This is a genomic window from Nocardia goodfellowii (assembly GCF_017875645.1).
Classification (GTDB): Bacteria; Actinomycetota; Actinomycetes; order Mycobacteriales; family Mycobacteriaceae; genus Nocardia; species Nocardia goodfellowii.
The window spans coordinates 7,607,381-7,632,436 of record NZ_JAGGMR010000001.1 but is presented as its reverse complement, the minus strand read 5'-3'; the positions used below and the strand labels follow the sequence as shown (position 1 = coordinate 7,632,436).

The 25,056-nt window shown below is 67.2% G+C and carries 23 protein-coding genes and 1 tRNA gene; 17 read left to right on the top strand and 7 right to left on the bottom strand.

Translation table 11 applies throughout. The features are described from left to right. The first annotated feature begins 24 nt into the window (after nt 1-24). The 6 genes from BJ987_RS35375 (at nt 25) to BJ987_RS35350 (ending at nt 4,886) form a co-directional block, all read left to right on the top strand. Nucleotides 25-1,071, top strand: a complete 1,047-nt coding sequence (locus tag BJ987_RS35375; protein WP_209897372.1) for a substrate-binding domain-containing protein — start codon at nt 25-27, stop codon at nt 1,069-1,071. 8 nt (nt 1,072-1,079) lie between these two features. Next, complete coding sequence (locus BJ987_RS35370; RefSeq protein ID WP_209897371.1) at nt 1,080-2,249, top strand: Gfo/Idh/MocA family protein; 1,170 nt, start codon at nt 1,080-1,082, stop codon at nt 2,247-2,249. Then, nucleotides 2,246-3,253, top strand: a complete 1,008-nt coding sequence (locus BJ987_RS35365; RefSeq protein ID WP_209897370.1) for a sugar phosphate isomerase/epimerase family protein — start codon at nt 2,246-2,248, stop codon at nt 3,251-3,253. The genes BJ987_RS35370 and BJ987_RS35365 overlap by 4 nt, the downstream gene beginning before the upstream one ends. 68 nt (nt 3,254-3,321) lie before the next feature. After that, entirely contained in the window at nt 3,322-3,651 is a 330-nt protein-coding gene (locus BJ987_RS35360; RefSeq protein ID WP_209897369.1) for a hypothetical protein, read from the top strand. 84 nt (nt 3,652-3,735) lie between these two features. Next, a complete protein-coding gene (locus tag BJ987_RS35355; RefSeq protein WP_209897368.1) occupies nt 3,736-4,449 on the top strand; it encodes an MBL fold metallo-hydrolase in 714 nt (237 codons plus the stop codon). 80 nt (nt 4,450-4,529) lie between these two features. Then, nucleotides 4,530-4,886, top strand: coding sequence for a hypothetical protein (locus tag BJ987_RS35350; RefSeq protein WP_209897367.1), 357 nt, complete (start codon nt 4,530-4,532; stop codon nt 4,884-4,886). A 25-nt stretch (nt 4,887-4,911) separates the two neighbouring features. Here the strand turns inward: BJ987_RS35350 and BJ987_RS35345 are convergent, their stop codons facing one another. Continuing rightward, nucleotides 4,912-5,505 (bottom strand): hypothetical protein, encoded by a 594-nt coding sequence (locus tag BJ987_RS35345; RefSeq protein ID WP_209897366.1) that lies wholly within the window; start codon nt 5,503-5,505, stop codon nt 4,912-4,914. Nucleotides 5,506-5,603: 98 nt separating this feature from the next. Here BJ987_RS35345 and BJ987_RS35340 point away from each other — a divergent pair, with 98 nt between their 5' ends. Beyond that, nucleotides 5,604-6,059: a GNAT family N-acetyltransferase gene (locus BJ987_RS35340; protein ID WP_209897365.1), complete on the top strand. Its 456-nt coding sequence runs from the start codon at nt 5,604-5,606 to the stop codon at nt 6,057-6,059. A 468-nt stretch (nt 6,060-6,527) separates the two neighbouring features. On the opposite strand, the gene BJ987_RS35335 is transcribed toward BJ987_RS35340, so the two are convergent. Continuing rightward, nucleotides 6,528-6,601, bottom strand: a tRNA-Arg gene (locus BJ987_RS35335). A gap of 186 nt (nt 6,602-6,787) precedes the next feature. Between BJ987_RS35335 and BJ987_RS35330 the strand changes: the two genes are divergently transcribed. The 5 genes from BJ987_RS35330 to BJ987_RS35310 all read left to right on the top strand — a co-directional run bounded on the left by BJ987_RS35330 (nt 6,788) and on the right by BJ987_RS35310 (nt 17,768). Next, nucleotides 6,788-8,830 carry a bifunctional copper resistance protein CopD/cytochrome c oxidase assembly protein gene (locus BJ987_RS35330; RefSeq protein ID WP_209897364.1) on the top strand — a complete coding sequence of 681 codons (2,043 nt, stop codon included), beginning with the start codon at nt 6,788-6,790 and terminating at the stop codon, nt 8,828-8,830. 10 nt (nt 8,831-8,840) lie between these two features. Then, nucleotides 8,841-9,818: a serine/threonine dehydratase gene (locus BJ987_RS35325; RefSeq protein ID WP_307869853.1), complete on the top strand. Its 978-nt coding sequence runs from the start codon at nt 8,841-8,843 to the stop codon at nt 9,816-9,818. Between the two features lie 229 nt (nt 9,819-10,047). Continuing rightward, complete coding sequence (gene ssb, locus BJ987_RS35320; RefSeq protein ID WP_209897363.1) at nt 10,048-10,566, top strand: single-stranded DNA-binding protein; 519 nt, start codon at nt 10,048-10,050, stop codon at nt 10,564-10,566. A gap of 83 nt (nt 10,567-10,649) precedes the next feature. Beyond that, complete coding sequence (ettA, locus tag BJ987_RS35315; RefSeq protein WP_209897362.1) at nt 10,650-12,326, top strand: energy-dependent translational throttle protein EttA; 1,677 nt, start codon at nt 10,650-10,652, stop codon at nt 12,324-12,326. A gap of 477 nt (nt 12,327-12,803) precedes the next feature. Further along, complete coding sequence (locus BJ987_RS35310) at nt 12,804-17,768, top strand: NAD-glutamate dehydrogenase (RefSeq protein ID WP_209897361.1); 4,965 nt, start codon at nt 12,804-12,806, stop codon at nt 17,766-17,768. Nucleotides 17,769-17,832: 64 nt separating this feature from the next. On the opposite strand, the gene BJ987_RS35305 is transcribed toward BJ987_RS35310, so the two are convergent. Next, a complete protein-coding gene (locus BJ987_RS35305) occupies nt 17,833-18,102 on the bottom strand; it encodes a GlsB/YeaQ/YmgE family stress response membrane protein (protein ID WP_245366274.1) in 270 nt (89 codons plus the stop codon). Nucleotides 18,103-18,190: 88 nt separating this feature from the next. Further along, complete coding sequence (locus tag BJ987_RS35300; RefSeq protein WP_209897360.1) at nt 18,191-19,447, bottom strand: MFS transporter; 1,257 nt, start codon at nt 19,445-19,447, stop codon at nt 18,191-18,193. An 82-nt stretch (nt 19,448-19,529) separates the two neighbouring features. Here BJ987_RS35300 and BJ987_RS35295 point away from each other — a divergent pair, with 82 nt between their 5' ends. From BJ987_RS35295 to BJ987_RS35285, 3 genes are all read left to right on the top strand, one after another. Next, the gene (locus BJ987_RS35295) at nt 19,530-20,405 is read left to right on the top strand and encodes a LysR family transcriptional regulator (RefSeq protein ID WP_209897359.1); all 876 of its coding nucleotides are present in this window, start codon (nt 19,530-19,532) and stop codon (nt 20,403-20,405) included. A gap of 212 nt (nt 20,406-20,617) precedes the next feature. Then, nucleotides 20,618-21,070, top strand: a complete 453-nt coding sequence (locus BJ987_RS35290) for an acyl-CoA thioesterase (RefSeq protein WP_372446962.1) — start codon at nt 20,618-20,620, stop codon at nt 21,068-21,070. Nucleotides 21,071-21,148: 78 nt separating this feature from the next. Next, a complete protein-coding gene (locus BJ987_RS35285) occupies nt 21,149-21,814 on the top strand; it encodes a DUF8185 domain-containing protein (RefSeq protein WP_209897358.1) in 666 nt (221 codons plus the stop codon). A 20-nt stretch (nt 21,815-21,834) separates the two neighbouring features. Here the strand turns inward: BJ987_RS35285 and BJ987_RS35280 are convergent, their stop codons facing one another. Both BJ987_RS35280 and BJ987_RS35275 read right to left on the bottom strand, forming a co-directional pair. Further along, nucleotides 21,835-22,146, bottom strand: coding sequence for an AzlD domain-containing protein (locus tag BJ987_RS35280; protein ID WP_209897357.1), 312 nt, complete (start codon nt 22,144-22,146; stop codon nt 21,835-21,837). Then, the gene (locus BJ987_RS35275) at nt 22,143-22,955 is read right to left on the bottom strand and encodes an AzlC family ABC transporter permease (RefSeq protein WP_209897356.1); all 813 of its coding nucleotides are present in this window, start codon (nt 22,953-22,955) and stop codon (nt 22,143-22,145) included. The genes BJ987_RS35280 and BJ987_RS35275 overlap by 4 nt, the downstream gene beginning before the upstream one ends. A 169-nt stretch (nt 22,956-23,124) precedes the next feature. Here BJ987_RS35275 and BJ987_RS35270 point away from each other — a divergent pair, with 169 nt between their 5' ends. Further along, complete coding sequence (locus BJ987_RS35270) at nt 23,125-23,697, top strand: helix-turn-helix domain-containing protein (protein ID WP_209897355.1); 573 nt, start codon at nt 23,125-23,127, stop codon at nt 23,695-23,697. On the opposite strand, the gene BJ987_RS35265 is transcribed toward BJ987_RS35270, so the two are convergent. Then, the gene (locus BJ987_RS35265) at nt 23,694-24,401 is read right to left on the bottom strand and encodes an HNH endonuclease (protein ID WP_209897354.1); all 708 of its coding nucleotides are present in this window, start codon (nt 24,399-24,401) and stop codon (nt 23,694-23,696) included. The genes BJ987_RS35270 and BJ987_RS35265 overlap by 4 nt on opposite strands. A gap of 241 nt (nt 24,402-24,642) precedes the next feature. Here BJ987_RS35265 and BJ987_RS35260 point away from each other — a divergent pair, with 241 nt between their 5' ends. Beyond that, nucleotides 24,643-25,047 (top strand): globin, encoded by a 405-nt coding sequence (locus tag BJ987_RS35260; RefSeq protein WP_209897353.1) that lies wholly within the window; start codon nt 24,643-24,645, stop codon nt 25,045-25,047. The last annotated feature ends 9 nt before the right edge of the window (nt 25,048-25,056 follow it).

Here is a 25,056-nt window from a genome sequence, read left to right as displayed (position 1 = left end):
ACTGTTGATACCCAAAGGAATACCATGAGCACCAGCCATTCCCCCTCCCGTCGCGGCGTCCTGCTGGGCGGTCTGGCCGCCGGCGCGGGCCTCCTCGCGGTGGCCTGTACCTCCAACGAGAGCACCTCCAATACCCAGGTCGCGCGCACCACCGGCGCGAACGCGGAAACCGGGAAGGAGGTGCGTATCGGGTTCTCCGCGCCCGCGGCCGATCACGGGTGGACCGCGGCCATCACCCGCAATGCCCGCGCCCAGGCCGGCGGACTGAGCGACGTGAAACTCGATCTCACCGAGGGCACCAACGATGTCGCCCGCCAGATCGAGCAGGTGCAGACGCTGATCAATCAGAAGGTCGACGTCCTGGTCATCCTCCCGTTCGACGGCAACGCCCTCACCGCGGTCGCGAAAAACGCGATGTCGGCGGGTATTCCGGTCATCAACCTGGATCGGGTGTTCGCCTCGGCGCTGGCATACCGCACCTGGATCGGCGGCGACAACTACGGCATGGGCGTCAACGCGGGCAATTTCATCATCGGCAAGATGCGCGAGAAGAACATCGCCAATCCGGTGATCGTGGAAATCGCCGGCATCGACAGTCTGCAACTGACCCAGGAACGCAGCCAGGGTTTCAAGGACGCGCTCACCGCGGCCGGATTCCGCATCCAGGCAAGGCAATCCACCGATTTCACGGCCGCCGGCGGCCAGCAGGTGGCGAGCCAGATGTTGCAGGCGGTGCAGAAGATCGACGCCATGTGGAATCACGACGACGATCAGGGCATCGGCGTGCTGGCGGCCATCCGGCAGGCCAATCGGGCCGGGGAATTCGTCATGGTCGGCGGCGGCGGTTCGACTCAGGCCATGAACGAGATCAAGGGCGGGAACTCGCCGCTGCAGGCGACCGTGCTCTACAGCCCGGCGATGGCGTCCTCCGCCGTCACCCTGGCGCGGCTGCTGGGGCAGCGTAAAGCGCTCGGCGATCTCGCCGAACACGATGTGCCCGCGAAGATTACGACCTTCTCCGCGGTGGTGACCAAGGACAACGTGGATCAGTACCTAGCCAACGGCTACTGAGGAGCCCGATGACATCGACACAGCCGCAGCGCCCGCGGATCGGTATCGGCCTGGTCGGCCATGCCTTCATGGGCCGCGCCCACTCACACGCCTGGCGCAGTGTGGACGCGATCTTCGAATTGCCTTGGCAACCGGTGCTTTCGGTACTGGCGGGCCGTGACGCCGACCGGGCGGGTGTGGCGGCCGCCCGGCTCGGTTGGGGGAGCGCGGTGGGAGATTGGCGGCTCCTGCTCGCGCGCGACGATGTCGATCTCGTCGATATCTGCACGCCCGGTGACAGTCACGCCGAAATCGCCATCGCCGCACTGGAAGCCGGGAAACACGTGCTGTGCGAGAAACCGCTGGCCAATACCGTGGCTGAGGCGGAGGCGATGGCCGCGGCCGCCGAACGCGCGGCCCGCAAGGGCGTGCGTTCCATGGTCGGATTCAGCTATCGGCGCGTACCCGCGCTGGCATTGGCGCGAAACCTGGTGGCGCAGGGACGGATCGGCACGATCCGGCATGTGCGGGCCCAGTATCTGCAAGATTGGCTCGCCGATCCGCACACGCCGCTGAGCTGGCGGCTGGACCGGCAGCGGGCCGGCTCCGGTGCGCTCGGCGACATCGGCGCGCACATCATCGACGCCACCCAGTTCGTCACCGGGGAAACGCTCACCGGGGTCTCGGCCGTGCTGGACACCTTCGTCACCGAACGCCCGCTCCCGGACCGGCCGGGCAGCGGACCCGTCACGGTCGACGACGCCGCCCTGTTCCACGGCCGGCTCTCCGGCGGCGGTCTGGCTTCGTTCGAGGCGAGCCGGGTCGCCGCGGGCCGCAAGAACGCACTCCGGTTGGAGCTCAACGGAACGCACGGTTCGCTCGCCTTCGATCTGGAGGCGATGAACGAGCTGTGGTTCCACGATCACACCGAGCGACCCGAGACCGCTGGCTTCCGGCGCATCCTGGTGACCGAACCGCAGCACCCCTACGCCGGCGCCTGGTGGCCGCCCGGGCACGGCCTCGGCTATGACCACACCTTCACCAATCAGGTCGCCGACCTGGTCATCGCGATCGCGGCCGGCAAAGATCCCGAACCCACCTTCGCCGAGGGGCTCGCCGTGCAGCGGGTCCTCGCGGCAGTCGAGGCGAGCGCGGCCGACGCGGGCCGCTGGACCGCCATCGGAGGAGTACAACCATGAGACCGATCACACTTTTCACCGGCCAATGGGCCGACCTGCCCTTCGAGCAAGTGTGCGCCCTGGCCGCCGACTGGGGCTACGACGGACTCGAAATCGCCTGTTCCGGAGATCATTTCGAGGTCGACAAGGCAGTGGCGGATCCGAATTACGTCACGGACAAACGCAAGACACTCGAACGGCACGGCCTCCAGGTCTTCGCCATCTCCAACCACCTGGTCGGCCAGGCGATCTGCGACCATCCGATCGACGAGCGCCACCGTGCGATCGTCCCCGCGCGCGTCTGGGGCGACGGCGAACCCGAGGGTGTGCGCCGTCGGGCCGCCGCCGAAATGGCCGATACCGCGAGGGCCGCAGCAGCATTGGGTGTCCGCACAGTTGTCGGTTTCACCGGCTCGAGCATCTGGCATACCGTCGCCATGTTTCCCCCGGTGTCACCCGAGACCATCGACCGCGGTTACCAGGACTTCGCCGATCGCTGGAACCCGATCCTCGATGTCTTCGACACCGAGGGTGTCCGCTTCGCCCACGAAGTGCACCCCAGCGAAATCGCCTACGACTACTGGACCACGGTGCGCGCGCTGGCCGCCGTCGACCACCGCCCCGCCTTCGGCTTGAACTGGGACCCTTCCCATTTCATCTGGCAGGACCTCGACCCCGTCGCCTTCATCCTCGATTTCGCCGACCGGATCTATCACGTCGACTGCAAGGACACCAAGCTCCGCTGCACCGACGGCCGCCGTGGCCGCCTCTCCTCGCACCTGCCCTGGGCCGACTTCCGCCGCGGCTGGGACTTCGTCTCCACCGGGCGCGGTGACGTTCCCTGGGAAGACTGCTTCCGCGCCCTCAACGCCATCGGCTACGACGGACCCATCTCGATCGAATGGGAGGACGCCGGCATGGACCGCCTGGCCGGCGCCCCCGAAGCGCTCTCCTTCATCCGCACCTACAACGCCATCACACCGCCCGCCGCTGCCTTCGACGCGGCCTTCGGCAACCAGACCTAGGCTTTCGTAGGCTGGTGCGGTAAGACCGGCCGCGGCGCACGACGTCCACCCGAGACCGGTGTCGGGTCATGCCAGTGACGCAGGAGGTTCCGATCGACGATTCACCGAGTCAGCACACCGCGACCGCGCCGGGTCTCGCGGTTTCGATCGGAGCACTCGCTGGTGTCCTGATCCTGCTGTGCGTCCGCCTGGACCGGGCTCCGTGGGGCGGGCACCTCACCAACCCCGACCAGCTCGTATGGCTGCTGATCGGCGTGCCCGTACTCGGTGTCTCGCTGCTGACGTGGGCGATCAAGACGCTGTATGTGGTTGGCAGAGAGCGCCGTTGGTCCTGGAAGATCGCCGGGGCGCCACTGATTGTCCTCGCCGGACTGGTTGCCGGGTTGCTCCAGGCGTGACCGCCGTGTATCGGGCTCAGTGCAGTGTTCTGCTCAAAGCAGATCCGGTAGGAAGACCACCAAGCCTCCAGTACGTTCACCCATGTGGAGATCGTGTCTGTGCTGCCGCAGCTACATGCCCTTCGGTTTGCCGAAGTGAATGACCTCAACGTCTACGTGTGGAACGACGGAGCGCAGGTGACGCTGATCGACAGCGGCCTGCCCGGCGCGGCCGCGGCGATCGAAAAAGGGCTTCGCTCATTGGGTTTCACGCCCGACGGGGTGCGGCGCGTCATCCTCACCCACGCGCACGACGATCACCTCGGATCGGCGGCCGACCTCGCCGAGTGGGGCGCCGAAATCTGGGCTCACCAGGCCGATGCCGACATCGTGCGTGGTGAACGTCCGCAACCGGCTCCCGTGCTGCGCGACTGGGAACGCCCCATCGCCGACGCTCTGCCACCGACCCCAGCCCCGCGACCCGCCCCTGTACACCGTGAACTGCACGACGGCGAGATGCTCGACTTCGCGGGTGGCGCACGGGTTTTGGCGGTTCCCGGCCACACCGCGGGCAGCTTGGCACTGCATCTGCCGCAGCACCGCGTGTTGTTCACCGGTGACACGCTCGCCAACGTGCACGGCACCACCATGCCCGGTGTGTTCAACCTCGACAGCGCCGCCGTCGACGCGGCGGCGCACCGGCTCACCGACTTGGATGTCGACGTGGTCTGTGTCGGTCACGGTGACGTGCTGAGGGCGGAGGCGTTGCGGGCATGGCGGGGCGGCGATGGCACGCCCGCGCAGCAGAGAACCGACTGACACCGAGCCATGGCATCCGAGCCCGACATTGCCGGTACCGCCTCACCCAAGCGGCCGATCCGGTCTGGCACAGTGGCGGGGTGGGCAACTCCAGGACCGACATACACCTGACCTACACCGTGGCGATCTCGGCTCCAGGCCGCTACAACCAGCCGTGGTGGCAGGTCGGCAACGCCGGGAACCCGGCCCAGGTCGCGGCGTCCCTGACCGAACTCGCCGCCCGTCTGGACCGGGACCTGCACTACCCCGCACGCCGTGATCGACGCTTGCGCAGCTGGTTCGAATGCGAGCTGTACGGCCCCGGCGGAGTCCTGCTCGACTGCCCGCAAGGCGCGGCCCCGACCCATCACCTGCCATCCGTGCTGCGCGGACTCGCACTGACAGTCGCCGCTATTCCTGTGCAGGGCCTCCCGCTCGGGCACGGGACAGGCGACTGATCACTTGATCCGCACCGGTTCTCGGCTATCGCCCGGGGACAGTCATGCCGCTCGCACGCAACCAGTCATCGACCATTGCGGCAACTCGGCCGGGCGCGGGATCGGACTTGATGATCTTGCTGATGCGTTGTGCCTCTGCGGTGGTGGGCAAGAGCCCGATCAGCAGGGCCGGCAGCAGCAGCCGCCGAGCGAGCAACTCTTGCGGAGACGTCATGTGCGGTCTGCGCACCACCGAGACGTTGACGCGGATGGCGTGCTCATTGCCCGGCGGAACGCCCGGCCGATCGGTTTCCACAGCGGCGTAACGGAATCCGTGCGCCAGGTTGCAGGCCGAGCAGGTCATCGGACCGCGACCGAGCCGGCCGCCGCACTCATCGCAGACGATCCGATCCAACGCGGCGTCGACGACCCGCCAGTCGTGCCGGTCGGGTTCCGCGACGACGAGTCCGGCGACATCGCTTTCGCTCTCACCCGGCCAGTCGGCAAGGAATCGTCGCCACTGCTGCTCGACGATCTCATCGACCAGCACCCGGCATCGATCGCAGTCCGGCGCCCCGCCGTACTCATAGCCGCCGCACTCGTCGCACCGCCTCAGCGCAGCACCGACCATGGGTCTCATACTCGTATCATCCTGCCGCAGCCGCAATCAGCGCCACCTCCGCTGCACGTCGGCATAAATCACTGGCTGGCATGATCCGCTCCATGTGACCATCCCGTGTGGCCACCTACCTCGAAACCGACCGTCTGCTACTGCGTCACTTCACCGAGAACGACGCCGACTTGCTCATCGAACTGGACAGCGACCCCGAGGTCATGCGCTACCTCTCCGGCGGAATCCCCACACCTCCGCACCGAATTCAGCACGAGGTCCTACCCCGCCTGCTCCACCAATACGACAAATGGAATGGCCACTTCGGAACCTTCGCGACGCACGCGAAGACCAGCGGCGAATTCCTCGGCTGGTTCATCCTGCGCCCCGAAGCCGACGACCCCACGGACGAGGCCGAACTCGGCTACCGCTTCCGCCGACCGGCGTGGGGCAAGGGCTACGCGACCGAGGGCTCGAAAGCCCTGCTACACAAAGCATTCACCGAACTCGGCCTGCGCATGATCTGGGCCGAAACAATGTTCGTCAACCGCGCTTCGCGCAACGTCATGGCAAACTCGGGATGACCCACGTCAAAACGTACTTTCCTGATCTGCCCGCGATAGAAGGCTCCGAGTATGGAGAGGTCCGGTATGAGATCACCCGCGACGAATGGGAAATCTAGTCACCACACCAAGCGGTCCGTGGGAATTGATCTTGCAAGACCGTTCGACCACTAAGGCCGCGATCGAGGCATTCGACCGGCCGACCTGCAAATCCCTAGCGCACGTACGTGGTGACGGTGTGCGAACGGTTCGGCGTACAGGAGGTGTCGAGCCACAGTTTCCGCAAGGCGCTCGCCACGTAGCTCGATTACGCCGCTTCGTCCGCGCGTGTCGGTGCCGACCGGCGAGGGCTCCGACATGTTTCCATGGCCCGGGAGGTTTACTTCGGCTGCGGACGGATACACCAAGGTGCGGCCGATGTGATGGCCGCTTGTCGTGAGATATCGATGGTCGGGTGTCAGGGGCCGTATGAGAACGGCCCCTGACCAGCGCCCCCGGCAGGAATCGAACCTGCGACCTAGGGATTAGAAGGCCCTTGCTCTATCCAACTGAGCTACGGAGGCAGTGGGGTTCCACCTTGGCCGACATTGGCCCTTGCTGTCCAGCACGGCAAGTATAGCGACCGTCCAGATCGCTACTAGTTAGCGACGGAAACATCTTGCCGTGTCGGGCTGGTGCCGATCCAGGAACAGGTTATCGGCCCAAACCCGGCCGGGCTACGTATTAAGTATCCAACTACGCTCAGTCGTATGTCGTCACCGCTGGACCCGCACGCCGAAGCAGAGGTATCGGACGCCGCGGGGACCGGTTCAACGGGAACGTTCGCCGTGGTCACCGCCATCTCGATCGCTGTCGCGGCCGTCGTGGCGGCACTGGTGGTCGGCCTGTCGGCGGCGCAGGCGCTGAGTTTGCTCGGCATTCCGGACCCCGGCTCGCTGACCACCTACGGACTGCCCGCGATTCGGGCGCTGACCGATCTGCTCGCGGCGCTGACCGTGGGCTCGCTGATGTTCGCGGCGTTTCTGGTGCCGCCGCAAGCCGATGGTCTGCTCGACGTCGCCGGCTATCGGGCGTTGCGGCGGGCCTCGAATTTCGCGCTGATGTGGGCTTGCTGCGCGGCACTGCTGGTTCCGCTGACGGTGTCGGACACCACGGGCCAGCGCGTCGGGGAGATCTGGCGGCCGGAACAGCTGTGGCGCGCGATCGAGCTGGTGGATCTGGCCCAGGCGTGGCGGACCACGGTGGTGCTCGCGCTGATCGTCGCGATCGGCTGCCGGCTCGCGCTGCGGTGGGGTTGGGCGCCGGTGCTGTTCGGTGGCGCGATCGTAACGATGATGCCGTTGGCGCTGACCGGGCATTCGTCCTCCGGCGGCGCGCACGATCTGGCGACGAACAGCCTGATCCTGCATCTGATCTCGAGTGCGGTGTGGGTCGGCGGGCTGTTCGCGGTCCTGGCCTACGCGATGCGCGGCGGCGAGCACACGGCGCTGGCGGCGCGGCGGTTCTCGCTCACCGCGACGGTCGCGTTCGTCGTCATCGCGGCCAGCGGTGTCATCAACTCCGTGGTCCGCGTCTCCTGGTCCGATCTGTTCAGCACCACCTATGGACAGTTGATCGTGGCGAAGGCCGTCGCGCTGATCGTGCTCGGCGTGTTCGGTTACCTGCAGCGTCGCGCGGCCCTGCCCGCGCTGGCCGCGGACCCGCGTGACCGTGCCGCGCTGATCCGCTTCGGCGGTGTCGAAGCGCTGATCTTCGCGGCCACCATCGGTCTCGCCGTCGGGCTCGGCCGCACGCCCCCGCCCGCGCTGAAAACAGTGCCGACCCCAGCGGAAGTGGAGATCGGCTACAACCTGGCCGGGCCGCCGACCCTGGGCAGGTTGCTGTTCGACTGGCGCTTCGACCTGATCTTCGGCACGCTGGCCATCGTGGCGGCGGTGGTGTATTTGGTCGGGGTGCGCCGCTTACGCTTGCGCGGTGACGCCTGGCCGGTCGGGCGGACCATCGCCTGGCTGTCCGGCTGTGCCGTTCTGCTCCTCGCCACGTCCTCGGGCATCGGCCGCTACTCGCCCGCGATGTTCAGCGTGCACATGGGCCAGCACATGGCGCTGTCCATGCTCGCCCCCATCCTTTTCGCGCTCGGCGGCGCGGTCACCCTGGCGCTGCGGGCATTACCCGCGGCCGGAAAGAACGGCGCTCCGGGGCCACGCGAATGGATCCTGGCAGCGGTGCACAACCCGGTCTCGCGCTTCCTGACCCACCCGATCGTGGCGTCCGTCATCTTCGTCGGCGGCTTCTACGCGCTGTACCTGGGCGGCATCTACGACACCGTGGTCGACTCGCACGCCGCGCACCTGCTGATGAACCTGCATTTCCTGCTCAGCGGCTATCTCTTCTACTGGGTGGTGATCGGCATCGATCCGAAACCCCGCGAGGTACAGCCGTTGACCAAGCTGGGCATGGTGTTCGGTTCGCTGCCGTTCCACGCCTTCTTCGGTATCGCGCTGATGAGCATGACGACGGTGCTGGGCGGCTGGTTCTTCCGCAGCCTCGGCCTCGGCTGGAACGCGGACTTGCTCGCCGACCAGCGCACCGGCGGCAGCTTCGCGTGGGCCAGCGGTGAGGTGCCGCTGGTCGTGGTGATGCTGGCGCTGTTGATCCAGTGGTCGCGCAGCGACGCGCGGCTGGCGAAACGTACCGACCGAGCCGCCGACCGGGACAACAACGCCGAACTGGCCGCGCACAACGCGATGTTCGCCGAGTTGGCCAAGCGCGATCGCGGAGGCCGCGAGTGAGCGAGCGGGTGTGACCGACCGCGGGTTGTTCGAGGATTGCCTGGGTGAGGACAGGGTCGCGGGGCGGGTGTATCGGTCGGACGTGCGGGCGGCGCGGAAGCGACTGGCCGGCCGGGTGCGCAAGACGCCGGTATTCCATACCTCGGTGTTGGGGCCGAACGGTCCGGTTCCGGTCACGCTGAAACTCGAATACCTCCAGCACGGTGGCACTTTCAAGGTGCGCGGCAGCTTGAACGCGCTGCTGGAATGCGGCAGGTCGGCCGATCAGGTGGTCATCGCCTCCGGCGGCAACGCCGGTATCGCGGCCGCGCTGGCCGCCGCCCAGCTCGGCAAGGGGTGCACGGTGGTGGTGCCGGAGTCGGCGCCGCACACCAAGGTTGCCGCCATGTGGTCCTACGGGGCCGAAGTGCTCTGGCACGGCACGACCTATACCGAGGCGCATCGCTATGCCCAGGAACTGGCCGTGGAACGCGGAGCCATGCAGTTGCACGCCTATGACCTGCCCGCGGTGGTCGCCGGAGCGGGGGTGATCGGGCTGGAACTCGCGGAGCAGGTGCGAGGCCGGCCACCGGTGCTGGCCGGAGTCGGCGGCGGCGGCCTGATCGCCGGGCTCGGGGCCGCGCTGGGGCGTCGGCAGCCGGTGATCGGCATCGAGCCCGAGGGCGTGCCGACGCTGCACGCGGCGCTGGGCGCGAGTCGGCCGGTGGAGGTGCGGGCGGCCGGGCTCGGGGCGGAAGTGCCGGGCGCCATCCGGATCGGCGATATCGCGCTCGACGTGGCGCGCCGCTATGCGGTGCGATCGTTGCTGGTCACCGACGACGCCATCGTCACCGCCCGCGACTATCTGTGGCGCGAGTTCCGCATCGTCGTCGAATTTTCCGGGGCCACGGCGTTCGCGGCGATCCAGAGCGGCGCGTACGTGCCGGCTCGGGGCGAGCGGCCGGTGGTCGTGCTCTGCGGCGCCAATACCGATCTCGACATCGGCTGAGCGAGCGCGCACCGTAGTCCGGCCCTCCGACACCACCAGCGAAAGCCTGCGCTGAAAGCTCTGATCATCAGGTGTGAAGGGGCGGATCTCCACAGTCGGAAAAGTTGTCCCCAAATGTGATTGCGGCGTCCCATCCCGGCCCCACGGCGCGCACGCTGGAGGAGCCCTCGCACTGGGGGAGCAAGCAACCGGGGCGCCTGCCCAGGGCCGAATCCGAAGGGGCGTAATCATGTTCGAGACCACCGGAACCATCGTCGGCAACATCGTCACCACTCCGGTGCGGCGGGAGCTGCCCAATGGGGAGCTGGTGGTGACTTTCCGGCTGGGCAGTACGTCGCGCCGGCGCGACGCCGCGGGGGAGTGGGTGGACAGCGGCACCCTGTTCATCACCGTCACTTGCTGGCGGCGGCTCGCCCTCGGCGTCGACACCTCGCTGCACCGGGGCGATCCGGTGCTCGTGCACGGGCAGTGGCGCACCGTCGATTACCGGGCCAAGGACGGTACCGACCGCCGCGAGCTGGAACTGCGGGCCTATGCCGTCGGGCCGGATCTGTCGCGCTGCACCGCCCGCGTCACGCGCAACTCCGAGTACGGGTCCGGCTCCGGGCCCGCGAGCCTGATGCGGAATACTTGTCTGGGATCGAGCGCTGAAGAACGCGTACGTGTCGGCGAGAACCAGGGGGATGCGACGACCGTGCAGAGCGACTCCTCCTCCGACCGCGCCGATATCCAGCCGGTCGACGCCTGATCCGCGGCACGCTGTGCTACCCACCCCGCGGCGCATCCCCTCGGCTTCGCTCCACCGACCCCTAGACCGATAGGCTTTTGTATATGGCTGAGTACATCTACACGATGAAGAAAGTTCGTAAGGCGCACGGCGACAAAGTCGTGCTCGATGATGTCTTCTTGAACTTCCTTCCCGGCGCCAAGATCGGCGTCGTCGGCCCGAATGGCGCCGGTAAATCCAGCGTGCTCAAGATCATGGCCGGAGTGGACCAGCCGAACAACGGTGAAGCCTTCCTCGCGCCGGGCGCCACGGTCGGCATCCTGATGCAGGAACCGCACCTGAACGAGGAGAAGACCGTTCGGGGCAACGTCGAGGAGGGCCTCGGCGAGGTGAAGGTGAAGCTGGACCGCTTCAACGAGATCGCCGAGCTGATGGCCACCGACTACTCCGACGAACTGATGGAGGAGATGGGCAAGCTCCAGGAGTACCTGGACCATGCCGATGCCTGGGATGTCGACTCCCAGCTCGAGCAGGCCATGGACGCGCTGCGCTGCCCGCCGCCGGACGCGCCGGTCACCAACCTCTCCGGTGGTGAGCGTCGCCGAGTCGCCCTGTGCAAGCTGCTGCTGAGCAAGCCCGACCTGCTGTTGCTCGACGAGCCGACCAACCACCTCGACGCCGAGAGTGTGCTCTGGCTCGAGCAGCATCTGGCCGCCTACCCGGGCGCCGTGCTGGCCGTCACCCACGACCGGTACTTCCTCGACAACGTCGCGGAATGGATCCTGGAACTGGACCGCGGCCGCGCCTACCCGTACGAGGGCAACTACTCCACCTACCTGGAGAAGAAGGCCCAGCGTCTGGAGGTGCAGGGCAAGAAAGACCAGAAGCTGCAGAAGCGCCTCAAGGACGAACTCGCCTGGGTCCGTTCCGGCGCCAAGGCGCGTCAGGCCAAGAACAAGGCGCGCCTGGGCCGCTACGAGGAAATGGCGGCCGAGGCCGACAAGCACAGGAAGTTGGATTTCGAGGAGATCCAGATTCCGGCCGGTCCGCGCCTGGGCAGCGTCGTGGTCGAGGTGAAGAACCTGGACAAGGGCTTCGGCGATCGTCAGCTGATCAAGGATCTGTCGTTCACCTTGCCGCGCAACGGCATTGTCGGCGTCATCGGCCCGAACGGTGTCGGTAAGACCACGCTGTTCAAGACCATCGTCGGACTGGAAGCGCCGGACAGCGGCGAGGTGAAGGTCGGCGAGACGGTCAAGCTGAGCTACGTCGATCAGAACCGCGCGGGCATCGACCCGAAGAAGAACGTCTGGCAGGTCGTCTCCGAAGGACTGGACTTCATCGAGGTCGGCAATCAGGAGATGCCCTCGCGTGCCTACGTCAGCGCGTTCGGCTTCAAGGGCCCGGATCAGCAGAAGCCGGCCGGGGTGCTCTCCGGTGGTGAACGCAACCGCCTGAACCTGGCGCTGACCCTCAAGCAGGGCGGCAATTTGATCCTGCTCGACGAGCCGACCAACGACCTCGACGTGGAAACGCTGGGTTCGCTGGAGAACGCGCTCGAGCAGTTCCCCGGTTGTGCCGTGGTCATCTCGCACGATCGCTGGTTCCTGGACCGCACCTGCACCCACATCCTCGCCTGGGAGGGCGATTCGGACAATGACGCCAAGTGGTTCTGGTTCGAGGGCAACTTCGAGGCGTACGAGGCCAACAAGATCGAGCGCCTGGGCCTGGAAGCCGCTCGCCCGCACCGGGTTACGCACCGCAAGCTGACTCGCGACTGAACGCGGCCGGAATCCCGGTTCACGTAGCACGGCGGGGCGAGCGCAGCGGCGCATCGCCCCGCCGTTCGGCGTAGTGCGCCCGAACACGCTGTCGAAAGCCCGATTCCGCCGAAGGTGTCACAAAAGCGCCATCTTGCCGAAGGACTTGCGGCAGCAACGCGCCGGAGCCCAGGTCAGTCGAAGGAAATTTGGTTCACCTGGACAGGTGCGCAACTCTCGCTAGTGTTGTGTCCGTGCATGCGCAGGCGCAGTCCAGGCAATGGGTAGTACTCACTGCGATCGCGTCTACGTGAGGGTGTCGGTCCGATCGGTGCTGTGCCAGCGTTTTTGACCTTGGCAATTCGGCGGCTACCACTACGGCAGTGGTGAACACCCTGTGTTTAGAAGGGAATTCACCCCCGCGCGCGTATCGCACAGCTACTCTCGGACCGGCGTCACTTTGTTGCGGAACCGAATCCGAGGAGTTGGCGAAAAATTATGACGGTCTCGTCCGAATTGTCCAATGGCGGGCGGCATCTGGATCGAGCGGAGACCGCGGCCTGGTCCGCGAGTTTGCCCGGTTCGCTGCGGGATGCGCTCGGGACACTCGAGGAGGCGTACTTCCGCCACGTCGACGCGGGCGATGTGGACTGTGCGATCACCGGGATCACCCAAATCTTCCGGCGGCACCTGGAATTGGCGATGACCCGGCCGAAGGGCCGTGCACTTGTCCGGGTGTATCACCCGGACGACGCGTCCGGGCTCGGCGCGGCGGTGCAACTGGTGACCGACGACATGTCACTGCTGGTGGAGTCCATCACCTCCTCGCTGAGCCGGATGGGCGTCAGCGTCAGTGAGGTCATCCACCCGATCTTCGAGGTCGAGCGCGACGAGGACGGCCGTCTGAGTAAGGCCGTCCCGCACGAGGTCGACCGCAATGGCGGGGTACTGCGCGAATCCTGGATGCACCTGCAACTGCACCCCTCCACCAGCCGTGAACTGCTGGACCGGATCGAGCAGGCGATGCCGGATGTCATCGCCGACGTGCGACAGGTGATCGGCGACACCGATGCCATCCAGGCGGTGCAGAGCAAGCTCGCCGACGATCTCGAACAGGCCGCCAAGGCCGGCGGCGCGCCGTTCTCCGCCGCCGATCTGATCGACACCGCGAATCTGTTGCGCTGGCTGGCCAGCGGCAATTTCACCGTGCTCGGTTTCGCCCAGTACCGCCTCGACACCACCGAGGACGGCCTGACCACCTCCAACCCGATGCCCGGCACCTGCCTGGGCGTGCTGCGCCCGGACGTCGGCACCGACTTCCGCGTTCCGATCAATGGCGGCGACCGCCCCCTGCTCATGCTCACCCAGGGCCTGGTGCCGGCCACCGTGCACCGTTCGGTCTACCCGTATTTCGTCGGCGTCGCGGACTGGGACGAGCACGGCAACATCATCGGCGAGCACCTGTTCATCGGCGTCTTCACCGTCACCGCGGTGCACGAGAACGTGCTCGACATCCCGGTGATCGAACGCCGCGTGCGCGCGGTGATCGAGGACAGCGGCTTCGACCTGGATTCGTTCTCCGGGCAGGCCATGCTCGAGGTCATCCAGTCGTTCCCGCGCACCGAGCTGTTCTCCGCCGATATCGACACCATGCGCAAAACCGCGGTGGCGGTGCTGAACGTCGGCCTGCGCCGGCAGGTGCGGCTGTTCATGCGGGAGGACAGCTACGGCCGCTTCGTGGCCTGCCTGGTCTATCTGCCGCGCGACCGCTACACCACCCGGGTGCGCTTGGAAATGCAGGACATCCTGGTCCGCGAGCTCGGCGGCGTCTCCATCGACTATTCCGCGCGGGTGAGTGAAAGCGAACTCGCCAGTGTGTATTTCACGGTCCGGATGCCGGACGCGGATTCCAGCGCGCCCCGTGCGGCCCGGACCCTGGCCGACACGTCCGAACCGAACCGGCTGCGCCTCCAACGGCTGCTCGCCGAGGCCAGTCACACCTGGGACGACCATCTCAACGACGAGGTCAGCAACTCTACGGTGCTGGATCCCGGTGTGGTGCAACGCTATGCCGCCGCCTTCCCCGAGGGTTACAAGCAGGATTTCGGCCCCCGGCACGCGCTCGGCGACATCGTCCGGCTGGAACGTCTCGCCGAGGGCCGGATCGATCAGCATCTGTACCGCAAGCAGGGTTCCGAGCCCGGGTCGTGGCGGTTCAGCCTCTACATCGGCGGCAGCGGCGTCTCGCTGAGCCAGGTGCTGCCGGTGTTGCAGAGTCTCGGCGTCGAGGTGGTAGACGAGCGCCCGTATCGGATCGTGTTCGACCTGCCCGGCGGCTTGACCAGCGAACGCTGGATCTACGATTTCGGCCTGCTGGCTCGGCCGGAGCTGCTGCGCAGTTCGCTGGACCGCGACCTGGACGCCGAACTGCTGGAGGCCTCCGCTCGCGCCGACGCGCTGGAAGACGAAGTCCGCGGCCTGCGGGAGCGTTTCACCGACGCTTTCGAAGCGGTCTGGTACGGCAGTGCGGAGGCCGACGGCCTGAACGAACTGGTGCTGCGGGCCCGGCTCCCGTGGCGCGCGGTGTCGATTCTGCGTACCTACGCGAAATACCTGCAGCAGGCCGGTTTCCCGTACAGCCAGGCCAATATCTGCCGCGTCCTGCTCACCTACCCGGATGTGGCGCGGTTGTTCGTCGACCTGTTCGCGGCCCGGTTCGATCCCGACACCGTGGACGAGGACGACGCGCAGAAGCTGGAGGCCCAATTGCGCGGCCGCATCGATGACGTGGTCAGCCTCGACGCCGACCGCATCCTGCGCGCCATCCTGGGTCTGATCAAGGCCACCCTGCGCACCAACTACTACGTCACCGATATCGAAGGCAACCCGCGCGATTTCCTCTCGATCAAGGTCGAGCCGCAGCTGATCGTCGAATTGCCCAAGCCCAAACCGCAATTCGAGATCTTCGTGTATTCGCCGCGGGTGGAGGGCGTGCACCTGCGGTTCGGTCCGGTGGCGCGCGGCGGGTTGCGCTGGTCCGATCGGCTGGAGGATTTCCGCACCGAGATCCTGGGCTTGGTGAAGGCGCAGGCGGTGAAGAACGCGGTCATCGTGCCGGTGGGCGCCAAGGGCGGTTTCGTGGTGAAGCAGCCGCCCGCCGCCACCGGCGATCCGGGCGTGGATCGGCAGGCGCTGGGCGCGGAAGGCGTGGCCTGCTATCGGACTTTCATCTCCGGTCTGCTCGACATCACCGACAACGTCGACCGTGCCACCGGCGAGGTGCGCCCGCCCGCGCGGGTGATCCGCCGTGACGGCGACGACACCTATCTGGTGGTCGCCGCCGACAAGGGCACCGCGACCTTCTCCGATATCGCGAACGATGTGGCGCAGCGCTACGGCTTCTGGCTCGGTGACGCCTTCGCCTCCGGCGGTTCCGCGGGCTACGACCACAAGGCGATGGGCATTACCGCCAAGGGCGCGTGGGAGAGCGTGAAGCGGCACTTCCGCGAAATGGACATCGACACGCAGACCCAGGATTTCACCGTGGTCGGCATCGGCGATATGAGCGGTGACGTGTTCGGTAACGGCATGCTGCTGTCCGAGCACATTCGCTTGGTCGCCGCGTTCGACCATCGGCACATCTTCCTCGATCCGAACCCGGACGCGGCCACCTCCTATGCCGAACGGCAGCGCATGTTCGAGTTGCCGCGTTCCTCGTGGGCCGATTACGACACCTCGCTGATCAGCGCGGGCGGCGGGGTGTGGGACCGCACCGTGAAGGCGGTGCCGATCAGCCCGCAGGCACGCAAGGCCTTGGGGCTCAGTGACGATGTGGTCTCGTTGTCGCCGCCGGATCTGGTGCGCGCGATCCTGCTCGCTCCGGTCGGGTTGCTCTGGAACGGCGGTATCGGCACCTATATCAAGGCGAGCACCGAGTCCAACGCCGACGTCGGTGACAAGTCCAATGATCCGGTGCGCGTCAATGGAAACCAGTTGCGCGTCAAGGTGATCGGTGAAGGCGGCAACCTCGGCGCCACCGCCCTGGGCCGCATCGAGTTCTGCCGGGGCGGCGGCAAGATGAACACCGATGCCCTGGACAACTCGGCCGGTGTGGATTGCTCCGACCACGAGGTCAATATCAAGGTGCTGCTGGACAGCGTCGTCAGCGGTGGTCTGTTGCCCGAACCCGAGCGCAACCCGCTGCTCGCCTCCATGACCGACGATGTCGCCCGGATGGTGTTGCAGGACAACGTCTCGCAGAACTTCCTGATGGGCATCTCGCGTTTCAACGCGGCGCGCATGCTGAACGTGCACATGCGGCTGATCGATGATCTGGAAGAGCGGCGCGGCTTGGATCGCGAACTGGAGGCGCTGCCCAGCGAGGCGGAGATGAAGCGCCGCCTCGAGGAAGGTTCCGGGCTCGCCTCCCCGGAGCTCGCGAATCTGATGGCGCACGTGAAGCTTTCGCTGAAAGCAGACCTGCTCGACTCGGATCTGCCGGACATGCAGTACTTCGCCACCCGGCTGCCCGACTATTTCCCGGAGCCGCTGCGCGTGCGTTTCGGCGCCGCCATCAAGAAGCATCCGCTGCGCCGGGAAATTCTCACCACCATGATCGTCAACGAGGTGGTCGACTACGGCGGCATCACCTACGCGCACCGGCTCAACGAGGAAACGGGTGCCAGCGCGACCGATTCCGTGCGCGCTTTCGCCGCCGCGAGCGAGATCTTCGACCTGCACGCGATGTGGGCGCGGATCCGCGAGGCCGACACCTCCATCGGCGTTCGCGACGAACTCGAACTGGAAACCAAGAAGACCCTCGACCGGGCTTCACGCTGGCTGTTGAGCAACCGTCCGCAACCCATCGCTGTCGGCGCCGAGATCAACCGCTACAGCCGCGGTGTTCGCGAACTCGCGCCGAAGGTGCAGGGCTGGCTGCGTGGACACCACGTCGCCATGCTCAACGACCAGTCGGCTGAGCTCGTCAAGCGCGGCGCGCCCGCCGACCTCACCACCGAGGTCTACGGGCTGCTCAACCTGTTCCCGCTGCTCGATGTCCTCGATATCGCCGACATCACCGACCGCAGCGGCGACGAGGTCGGTTCGCTGTATTACGCGCTCAACGAGCACCTGAAGATCGACTGGCTGCTGCAGGCCGTCAGTCATCTCGAGCGCGGCGACCGCTGGCATGCTCTCGCCCGTCTGGCGCTCCGCGACGATATGTACGGTTCGCTGCGTTCGCTGACCCTGGACGTGCTCTCCGCCGGAGACCCGGAGGAGACCGCCGACGAGAAGATCGCCTACTGGGAATCCAAGAACCAGTCGCGGTTGGGCCGCGCCCGCGCCGCGCTTGCCGAGCTGTTCGAATCCGGCACCCACGACCTCGCCACGCTCTCGGTGGCGGCGCGACAGGTCCGCAGCATGGTCAGCGGAGTCGGGGCCCAATCGGAGGTCCCGCGCTGAACTGACCGTCGATGGGCGCCGGCACGACATGCCGGCGCCCACCGGGGCGAGTCCTACCGCGGCGCTACCGTCGCACGAGGCTGGAGCGGCTGGCGGCGGCGATCAGCACTGCGGCGCAAATGATCTGGAGGATCCACTGCGCCCAGTCGATGCCGCTGGTGGAATCGAGACCGAGGATCAACGCCACGATCCCGCCGACGAAGGCGCCGAGCGTGCCGAGCCCCCAGGTCTTGAAGAACGAAATATCTTGCTTCCCAGGCAGAATCAGCCTGGCCAAGGCGCCGACGAGCGGCCCGATAAGAATGGCGAACAACAGCATCCCGAAAATCCGCATGGGGAGCCTTTCTCGAACCCTGCGCGAAAACCGCTCCGCCAGTGTATGACTCCGATTGATCTCTGGATACGGTTGTCCGGCAACGGTTTCAACTCGGGTCCGGGAATTGTGCCGGGGTCAGCACGGGTATGCGGCGCAGTGCGAGTGCGAGGATGCCCGCTACGGCTATCAACGCTGCCGTCAGCGCCGCTACGCCGTGCCAGTCCGCGCTGGTCCAGGCGTGCGCGCCGAGGCTGCCGAACACCGACGCGCCGACGTAGTACGCGAACAGGTAGAACGAGGCGGCTTGGCTCGTACTGGCCCCGCCGGCATGCGCGCGAGCCGCCACCCAGCCGCTGGCCAATCCGTGCGTGATGAAAAAGCCGACGGTGAGCGCGGCGACCCCCGCGACCACGATCGGCAGCCGATCCGACAGTGTCAGGCCCACGCCGACGAGCGCCAGCGCACTACCGATCGGCATGATCGCGCGACGGCCCAGGCGGTCGGCGAGGCGACCGGACACCATGGAGCCGATCGAGCCCAGCGGGTACACCAGATAGACCAGACTCACGACACCGACTCCGAGCAGGAAAGGCGAACTGGTGAGCCGGAATCCGAGCGCGTTGAACGCCGCGACCAAGGCGCCCACCGAACAGGCGCCGATCACGTACAGCGCGAGCAGTGCCCGATCCGACAGCGCACCGCGCGCCATCGCCAGTATGTTTTCGGGCCGGGCCGGACGCGCCACGAAATGCCGGGAGGCGGGCAGGATGAGCGCGACGATCACCGCGCACGTCAGTGCGACACCGGCGGCGGCCACCAGCGCCCACCGCCACCCCGCCGCCTCGGCGATCGGTGCGGTCACGAGTCGCCCCGCCATGCCACCGAGCGCCGTTCCGCCGATATAGAGGCCCGCCGCGCGACCGTGCGTCGACGGGTGCAGTTCCTCGCGCAGATATGCCGTGGCCACGGCGGGCAGCCCGGCCAGTGCGATTCCGCCCAGCAGCCGCAGCGCCAACAGCGCGTGCCAGTTCGGCGCGAACGCGCACGCCAGCGCGAGTACGGCCGAGGAGATCAGCGAGAAGTGGATGAGCCGAGTGCGCCCGACCGCCTCGGACAGCGGCCCGAAGACCAGCAGCGCCAGGGCGAGTGCGGCGGTGGTCACCGACATGACGAGCGTGCTCTCGCCGGGGGAGATGCCGAACGCCGTCACGAACTCCGGCAGCAGCGCCTGAGTGTCGTACAGCAGCACGAAGGTCGCCATCCCCGCGGCGAACAGCGCCACCAGCACCCGGCGATACCCCGGGCTGCCGGGCAGGTATCCCATGTCGAGCTGCTGATTCTCGGGTTCGACGACTGTGGTCACTCGACGATCCTGAGCCGCCCGATCCCATACGTCCAATGTCAGGATCGCAAGATCTCGATGCGTCGAACGTATGATGCGCTGTGTGCTGTTGCGCGACCTGGATTGGCTGGTGGCTCTCGCCGACCACCAGCACATGACCGACACCGCCGCGATCCTCGGCGTCAGTCAGCCCACCCTGTCCCGCGCGCTGGCCCGTATCGAAGCCGAACTCGGCACCCGCCTGTTCGAGCGGGTGCCGACCGGCGTCCACCTGAACCCGGACGGTGAACTGGTAGTCGCCGCCGCCCGAGACCTGATCGGCCGCTACGACCAGCTGACCGTGCAGCTGGCCGCCCGCCTGAACCCCGACAGCGGCGTCGTTCGCCTGGCCTTTCTCGATTCCATGGCCACCTCGCTGGTTCCCCAACTCCTGCGCGGCTTCCACCAGCACGCACCCGGCGTCCGTGTCCTGCTCAGTCAGGAACCACACCACCACATCCGCAACGACTTGCAGTCCGGGGCCGTCGAACTGGCTGTCACCTCCTGGCAGGAACCGGGCAGCTTCGGCTGGCTCCCACTGCAGCGCGAACGACTGGTGCTCGTCGTCCCTCCGGCGCATCGCCTGCGCGAACGCAAACGGGTCGCCCTGGCCGACCTGTCGGACGACGAATTCGTCACGACACCGGTCGGCTTCGGCTACCGTTCGCTGCTCGACGGCCTGTTCGCCGAGGCCGGCTTCCTGCCGAAGATCTCCTTCGAAAGCGCCGACCTCGCCACGATCGAGGGCCTGGTGGCCGCCGGTCTCGGCGTCGCCGTCCTACCCGAACAATTCGCCGGCGCGTCGGGCACCATCGGTCTGCCCTTGACGACGCCCGCCGCCCGGCGCATCATCGGTCTCACCTGGCGTACCGACCATCCGCTCGCGCCGCCCGCGGCCCGCTTTCACCACTTCCTCGAATCCACTTGGCCCAGGCCCTGAACACCGGGGCAGGCGCGCCGTCCCACCGCCCCTGTCCGGCGGCGGCGGTGGACATTGCCATACTGGGTGCCGAGATCGCTCTCCGGCCCGGAATTTCCGGGGCCGCGGAGTCGGAATGTTCGAAGTCCAACGATCTCGCCGGATCGCCCAGGGCAGCGTGGCAGGGCGAGTGCGGCGGGCAACCAATCGGAGGTACCACGTTGACGAGTTCGGTGAACGGGAACGGGCGTCAGCCCGGCGCGACACTATTGCTACCCAAGCGCTTCCACGCCAAGGTAGAGGTTCGCTGGTCGGATATGGACGCGTTCCAGCACGTCAACCACGCCCGCATGGTGACCTTGCTGGAGGAGGCGCGGATTCCGTGGCTGTTCGACGACGGGCGCCCGACCGTCGCGCTGCGGGAGGGGTGTGTGCTGGCCGACCTGCACGTGCGCTACCGCGGTCAGTTGCGGCACGAGGACACTCCGCTCGATGTCGCCATGTGGATCGAACAGCTGCGCGCCGTCGATTTCACCGTCGGCTACGAGGTGCGGGCCGCGGGTGCGGCCCCGGATTCGCCGCCCGCGGTGACCGCTTCCACCCAGCTGGCGGCCTTCGATATCCAGACCCAGCGGCTGCGCCGGCTCACCGAGGGCGAACGCGAGTACCTGAGCGAGTGGAAGTAGCCGATACCCGCCGGGATTTGGTCGAGTACGGCAGAGTTGTTGTGAGGGTAGGGCTTTCGTGAGGGCAGGGCTGCGGTGATGGCAGAGCAACGGGTGCTGTACGTGTCCGATCCGGCCGAACGGGAGAACCTGGCCACCTTCCTGGGCCGAGCGGTCCGGCTGGACCAGGCCGCCGTGGTCCGGCTGCGCCGCCGCGACGCCACACTCGTATCCGCTTGGGTCGCTACCGGTTTCGAGACGCTCGCGGTGCGCACGGTGGTCGCCGAACTCGGTGTCGACGATGTCACCGTCGGCGCGGACCTGGTGCTGGCGGGCCTTCCCTCCGGTAGTGCGATCGACCTCGGCTACTCGATGGATTCGGCCTGGCGCGGCGCCCTCCCGCCGTCCGACGGCTTCGCTCACGTCGACGACGTTCCCGCCCGCACCCTCGTCGAACTCGCCGAACGCGGCGCGGAACTGGCGAAGGAACATGGCAGCGCGCACGGCCCGCCCGCCGCGCTACTCGACCAGACGGTGCTCACGGTCTCGGCCCCCGGCCTGGAGGTCGAAGTCCCGATGCGCGTCGTCTTCGCCCTCACCGCAATGGATTTCATCCCGCACTCCGGCGAGAAGGCGGAATCCCGCCGCATCCAGCCCACCGAGATCGTCCGCGTCCGCGCCACACCCACCTGGCTGCGCATCGACGCCCGCTACGGCTCGGTCGCCCGCCGCCGCGCCGGAGCTATCCCGCTCTTCCCGAACTGACCAACCGGCGGGGCCGGTTCTCAGGCGACGCCGAGGGCGCGCAGACCCGCGGTGGTGGCGGCCGCGGCGAGGATCACCAGCAGCAACGGGAAACGCCGCCAAGCCAGTACTCCGGCGACCAGAACACCTGCGGGCAGTGCGGCGCTGACGTGATCCTCGGTGAAGGGAAGGGTCTCGACGGCGACGAGTGCCGCGAGCAGGACCGTCGCGCCGACTTCGAGAAGTCGCTTCGCGCGGTCGGGGAATTGGATCCGGCTGCGTAGAGCGGGACCGGCCCAGCGGAAGGCGTAGGTGCCGACGGCGAGCGCGATGATTCCAGCGGCCAGCATCATCTGGGTGCTCCTGACAGTTGTGCGCGTTCTTTCGTGAGATCCCAGCTGCCGTGCTCGATGGTGCCGATCTCGTCTGCCGCTGCGGACACGTCCGTCATTGGGGCTCGATCCTCGCTGCCGACCGGGCCATCCGCCTCACCCCGGGTGCGGAACGCCGCCCACAGCACACCCGAAAGCGCCACCAGCACAGGCATTCCCGCAGGCAGGAACGGTGAGCTCAGCATGGCCACCACGACGCCCACGCAGACCGACCCCAGCGTCGTCCGGTCCCGTAGCGCGGGCACCACCAGTGCCAGCAGCACCGCGGGGAAGACCGCGTCGAGCCCGAGCGCGGACGTGTCCGGCACGACGGAGCCGATCAACGCGCCCAGCACCGCACCGCCCGGCCAGGCCAGCAGTACACCGAGCCCGCAGACCCAGTACACGACCCGCTTGCGCGCCGTATCCGACTCCGCCAGCGCCATCGCGACGGACTCGTCGTTCATCACGTGCACGCCGAGCGCCCGCCGCCAGCCCTTGCCCACCACGTCATCGGGCACGGACAGTCCGTACGGCAGGTGCCGGGCGTTGACAACCAGCCCGGCCAGCACGGCCGCGATCGGACTGCCACCACCGGCGATGATGCCGATGAACAGGAACTCCGCGCCGCCCGCGAGCACGGCGAAGCTCAGCACCACGGGTAGCCAGATCGGGAAGCCCGAGCTGACGGCGGTGGCGCCGTAGGACAATCCGATGACCCAGACCGCCAGCAGGACGGCCGCGACGCCGGAGGCGGTATCCCGGCCGAGTGTTCGCCATATCGAACGCATGTTGTTTATGGTGAACGCTGGACCCCGCGTTCGTCAACACGGTTACCGCGCGCCTGACGCGACGCCGCGATCCCGGGCGTTTCACGCGGCCCGGTGATGCGCGATCGGCGGAACTGGCGCCGCCGACGGCGTGGGTAAACTCAGCGTTCCGACGGGAACGGGAGCTGGGATGGTGCAGGACGAACCGATGACGGCGTCACCACAGGCGGTGATCGCCGAGTCGCTGCGGCGCGAGCGCGCCCGCGCCGGGCTCTCGCTCACCGAGGTGGCGAACCGCGCGGGCATCGCGAAATCCACACTCTCCCAACTGGAATCGGGCAGCGGCAATCCGAGCATCGAAACGCTCTGGGCGCTGTGCGTGGCGCTGAACATGCCGTTCTCCCGCCTGCTCGACCCGCCCCGGCCCAACGTGCACGTCATCCGCGCGGGGGAGGGCCCGCGCCTGGCGGCCGAGCACTCCGACTACAGCGCGACCCTGCTCGCGGTGAGCCCGCCGAACAGCCGGCGCGATCTGTTCCGGATCACCGCCGAGCCCGGCCACGCCCGCGTCTCGGACCCGCATATGCCCGGCTGCACCGAGCATGTGCTGCTCGCCAGCGGCCGCGCACTGGTCGGGCCGGTGGACGCGCCGGTGGAACTCGGCCCCGGTGACTACATCTGCTACCCGGGCGACGCCCCGCACGTCTTCGAAGCCCTCGAGGCGGGCACCTGGGCGACGCTGGTCAACGAATACGCGTCCTAGGCGGCGCCTTCACCGAGGTACTGCAACCACACCGGATCCAGCTCGGTGGAGGTCGACAGCAATCGCCAGTGCGGTCCCTTCGGCGAGACCAGCGGGTGACGCAGGGTCCAGCCGAGTTCGCTCAGCATTTTGTCGGCCTTGCGGTGATTGCAGGGTGCGCAGCTGGCGACGCAGTTCTCCCACGAATGCTCGCCGCCGCGGCTGCGCGGGATGACGTGATCGATGGTCTCGGCCTTCGCGCCGCAGTACCCGCAGCGGTACCGGTCGCGATGCATGAGCGCTGCCCTGGTCATCGGTACGCGGGCGCGATAGGGGACGTGCACGTAGTTGCGCAGGCGGATGACCGAGGGCACCGGGATCGAGGATTCCGCGGAATGCACGACCGGGCCTTCGACGCTGTGATGCACGGGATCGGCTTTGTCGCAGATGAGCAGGACGACCGCGCGACGGGCGGACAGAGCGGTGAGCGGCTCGTAGGTGGCGTTCAGCAGCAGCACCGGGCGCTTCAACCAGTTGACGGCCTCGGTGGAAACAGCGGTGAGGTGATGGCCGTGATGTACCTCACCGGCGCGATGAGCGGCGCCCGGATGGTGGTCGGACAAGATATGCAGCGGAGTAGCCCCCGACCCACGATTGTGGACGTCGGCGGGCTGGAGTTGTCGGTGCGTCCGGGCCTCGTGTGGGCGGCCGTGCCGTTGTTTCATGTGCGAACCCTGTTCTCGGGAGGGCCGACCGCGTCGGCTTCAAGATCATGTGGTATTCGGCAGAGACTGACCCCAATATGACCATGGAAACCGGCTGATTGCACGGTGATTTCGCACAATGTTGGGTTAACTGCGGCTGAAGTGCTGCCGTGCCGCTATCTCGGGAGGTCCGCGCGGGTAGGTGCCATCCCGTGGCGGCGGGCACAATGGACTGCGGCGCACCCTGAGTCGAGAGGATCTGATGAGTTCCGGAGAGCAAGCAACCACGTCGTTCTACGAGGCGGTCGGTGGGGAACAGACCTTCCACCGCATCATCGCCGCGTTCTATCGCGAGGTCGCCGCCGACGAGGTTCTGCGTCCGCTCTACCCGGAGGAAGATCTCGGTCCCGCGGAGCGCCGGTTGCGGATGTTCCTGGAGCAGTACTGGGGTGGCCCGCGCACGTACTCCGACGAGCGTGGCCATCCGCGCCTGCGTATGCGGCACATGCCGTTCAAGATCGGCCCGGTGGAACGCGACGCCTGGTTGCGCTGCATGCGCATCGGCGTCGCCGAGATCGAGCCGGAGATGCTGGACGACGCGCACCGCAAGCAGTTGCTCGACTACCTGGAGATGGCCGCGAATTCGCTGATCAACAGCGAGTGGTGAATTCGACAG